At 68.8% G+C, this 2,641-nt stretch carries 2 protein-coding genes and 1 pseudogene; 1 reads left to right on the top strand and 2 read right to left on the bottom strand.

Annotated elements, in window-relative coordinates; genetic code table 11:
- Both ACFV20_RS36700 and ACFV20_RS36695 read right to left on the bottom strand, forming a co-directional pair.
- Positions 1-189 (bottom strand): annotated as a pseudogene (locus tag ACFV20_RS36700) (DNA primase); the annotation flags it as partial.
- Positions 190-230: 41 nt separating this feature from the next.
- Positions 231-1,343 (bottom strand): bifunctional DNA primase/polymerase, encoded by a 1,113-nt coding sequence (locus tag ACFV20_RS36695; protein WP_079190753.1) that lies wholly within the window; start codon positions 1,341-1,343, stop codon positions 231-233.
- Between the two features lie 729 nt (positions 1,344-2,072).
- On the opposite strand from ACFV20_RS36695, the gene ACFV20_RS36690 reads away from it, so the two are divergent.
- Entirely contained in the window at positions 2,073-2,498 is a 426-nt protein-coding gene (locus ACFV20_RS36690) for a hypothetical protein (RefSeq protein ID WP_073772431.1), read from the top strand.
- Positions 2,499-2,641 lie beyond the last annotated feature (143 nt).

Raw genomic sequence — 2,641 nt, 5'->3', positions numbered from 1 at the left:
ATGCCGATAATCCTGCGCGTACAACCGCACGAACAGCTTCGCGTTCCCCCGATCCGTCAACGAATCAGGTAACAAACCCACCCCCAACACCCGCTCCTGGAGCACAGACGCCCCCACCTGGCCCGGAAGACCTCCGACAGACTGTGGAGGTCCGGAAGAAGCGGACCGGGCGATGATCTGAGCTGCCACGGCATGAGCGTCGAAGCCGGACGGCGATCCCCCTCCGGGGGTCATCCCTCTCTCCCCGGGTACAGCGGCCGGCGCGCACCGGCGGACATCCCGCTGCGGATGATCCCGGCCGCCCTCCTGCCCTGCTCCGGGCGGGCCCCGGCCGCGGCGTCCTGAAGGATCTGCTCCGCCTGCTCACGGGTGAGGAACCCGGCGGTGACGAGTCCGCCCGCGGTGTACGAGGCCCGGTTGAGCTTCTCCGAGAAACCGGCGCCCTCGGCATGCGCCGCGCAGGCGGTCACCTCGGCCAGCACCGAGCCGAGCACGCTGAAGGCCCCCTGCCTGCCGCCGCCCGCCTCGACGACCGCCTGGAGCGCTCTGGGCGGCACGGGGCGGGGCCCGGGCGGCCGGTCCCGGGGCAGGTGGCCCGTACGCTCAAGCTCCTCGGCCAGCCAGGCCGGCAGCACCGCAGGCCTGGTGCACGAGCCCAAAACCCTGTAGGCCCCCGCCCGGGTCCGCGTCCCCGGCGCGATGATGTACCCGCCATGGGCGCGCACATCCACCTGCCAGGCCAGCGCACGCCCGCCACCCGACCCCGAAGAACTCTGCCACGGACGGGCGTCCGGTGCCCGGTACCAGACGTGGAGGCCGCCTGACGGGGTCCGCACCCGCAGGGTGCCCTCGTCGGCGGCCGGGTCGGGAGCGCCCCGCAGGGCCGCCAGAACAGCCAGCGTGTGGTAGCCGTTCGCGAGGCCCGTCAGGTCCACCTGCCCCGGGATGGGGATGCCCGGCAGCAGACGGTCGCGCTCGGGAAGCTCCTGCCCGTGGGCGTCGATGTCGATGACCACCAGCCCCGCTGGACCGCACGAGACCCCCACCCCTGACTCCGGGGCGCTCCCCCACCACCGCACGATTCTCTCGACGTCACGGGTGGCGGCCCGGAAACCGTGGCACCAACGCCCTTCTGCCGGGCATGGACAGCCCGAGTAGGCGTGACCGGGAGCCCGGCAGGCCTCGCAGTTGCCCGCCGGAGTCTTGCGGCCGGCCGCCAACGGATGAACCGGCCAACCCTGCTCCGCACACCACCGGGCAACGTCCACAGACCGCGGCCCAGCCGGGAGGACGGATCCCGGGCGTGCGGTGGAGAATCCCAGAACGCGCAGCTCAGGAGCCATACACCGTTCCCCCGTAGCGACTGAAGCGACCCAACGACCAACACAGATTAGCGAAAACATCCGGCCTGTGCGGAGCTTCCTCTTCCCGAATCTTGCACCGTATCGAGGCCGAAGAAGCCTCTACTCGCTCGTACGAATTCCACAGCGACCGAACCTCGTGAGTCGCTGTACCTCTGAATCGACATAGCGGCAGTTCGGAGGGGTTGCCGATGCCCGACAGCGACTGAAGCGACTCGACCCACCTGTATATGACGCACACCTGCACACGCGAAATGGCTTCATATACCCGAACTTTGAGTCGCTTGAGTCGCTACGGACGTCGGAAGGCCCGTTTGCCCTGGTAGCACGCACACGCGGGCGAGCGACCGAGCGACTCTCCGGTCGCTGCGGCGACCGAACCACCGCAGCGACGGTTCCTCCGCCGTCGCTGCGAAGATAACCGTTACTTCCGGAACTATTCGATCCACTTTTCGATCCGCTTGGTACGGGCCCACGCGGAAGGGTTCTGTCGGACGGCGACACGGCATGTCGCCACCGCCCCGCCCCCCGGACCGTGCAGCGTAAGACCGCGCCCCCCCGGGGGGGCGGGCACCGCGAGCCCCCCAGCAGGCCCACCGACCCCATTCCCCGGCAGCCCGTCTCCTGACGACCGGCGAAAGAAGCCTCCTCCCCCGCTGGGCGGGAAGGCGACCAAGTGGAACCCGGAAGAGACCTTTCGAGGAGAACGACATGTCCGAAGCCAACACGCCGAGCGCTGAACTGAAGTCTCTCGACCGCCTGGTCGGCACCTGGGCCGTCACCGGCGGAGCCGAAGGCACCGTCCGGTACGAGTGGATGCCCGGCGGATTCTTCCTGATCCAGCACGTGGACCTCACCCAGGACGGCGAACAGGTCTCCGGCATGGAGATGATCGGCCACCTCCGCCCGTTCGGCGAGCAGCCCGGCGACGACGTGGTGTCGCGGTACTACGACTCCCAGGGCAACACCTTCGACTACGTCTACGAGCTGGTCGACGACAAGCTCACCATCTGGGCGGGCGAGAAGGGCAGCCCCGCCTACTTCGAAGGCAAGTTCAACGCCGACGGCATTCAGATGACCGGCGACTGGGTCTACCCCGGTGGGGGCGGCTACGCGTCCACCATGACCCGCATCTGAACCACAGCCCCGCGACAGAAAATCGGTTAGCGGTCGGCCTCCGGTACGCCGGAAGCCGACCGCTGGAATTGAACCACCGCAGAAGGCCCGCAGCGAGCTCCGGCGCCAACCGGAGCCAGGCACTTATAAACAAATGACGCTGC

Origin of the sequence: Streptomyces sp. NPDC059696, from assembly GCF_042733745.1 — a bacterium.
Taxonomy (GTDB): domain Bacteria; phylum Actinomycetota; class Actinomycetes; order Streptomycetales; family Streptomycetaceae; genus Streptomyces.
This window is presented reverse-complemented; position numbering and strand designations above follow the sequence as displayed.

Excerpts from the sequence above, each read along its gene's own strand:
- ACFV20_RS36690 (WP_073772431.1), top strand. The coding sequence starts at position 2,073 with ATGTCCGAAGCCAACACGCCGAGCGCTGAACTGAAGTCTCTCGACCGC.
- ACFV20_RS36695 (WP_079190753.1), bottom strand. The coding sequence starts at position 1,343 with ATGGCTCCTGAGCTGCGCGTTCTGGGATTCTCCACCGCACGCCCGGGA.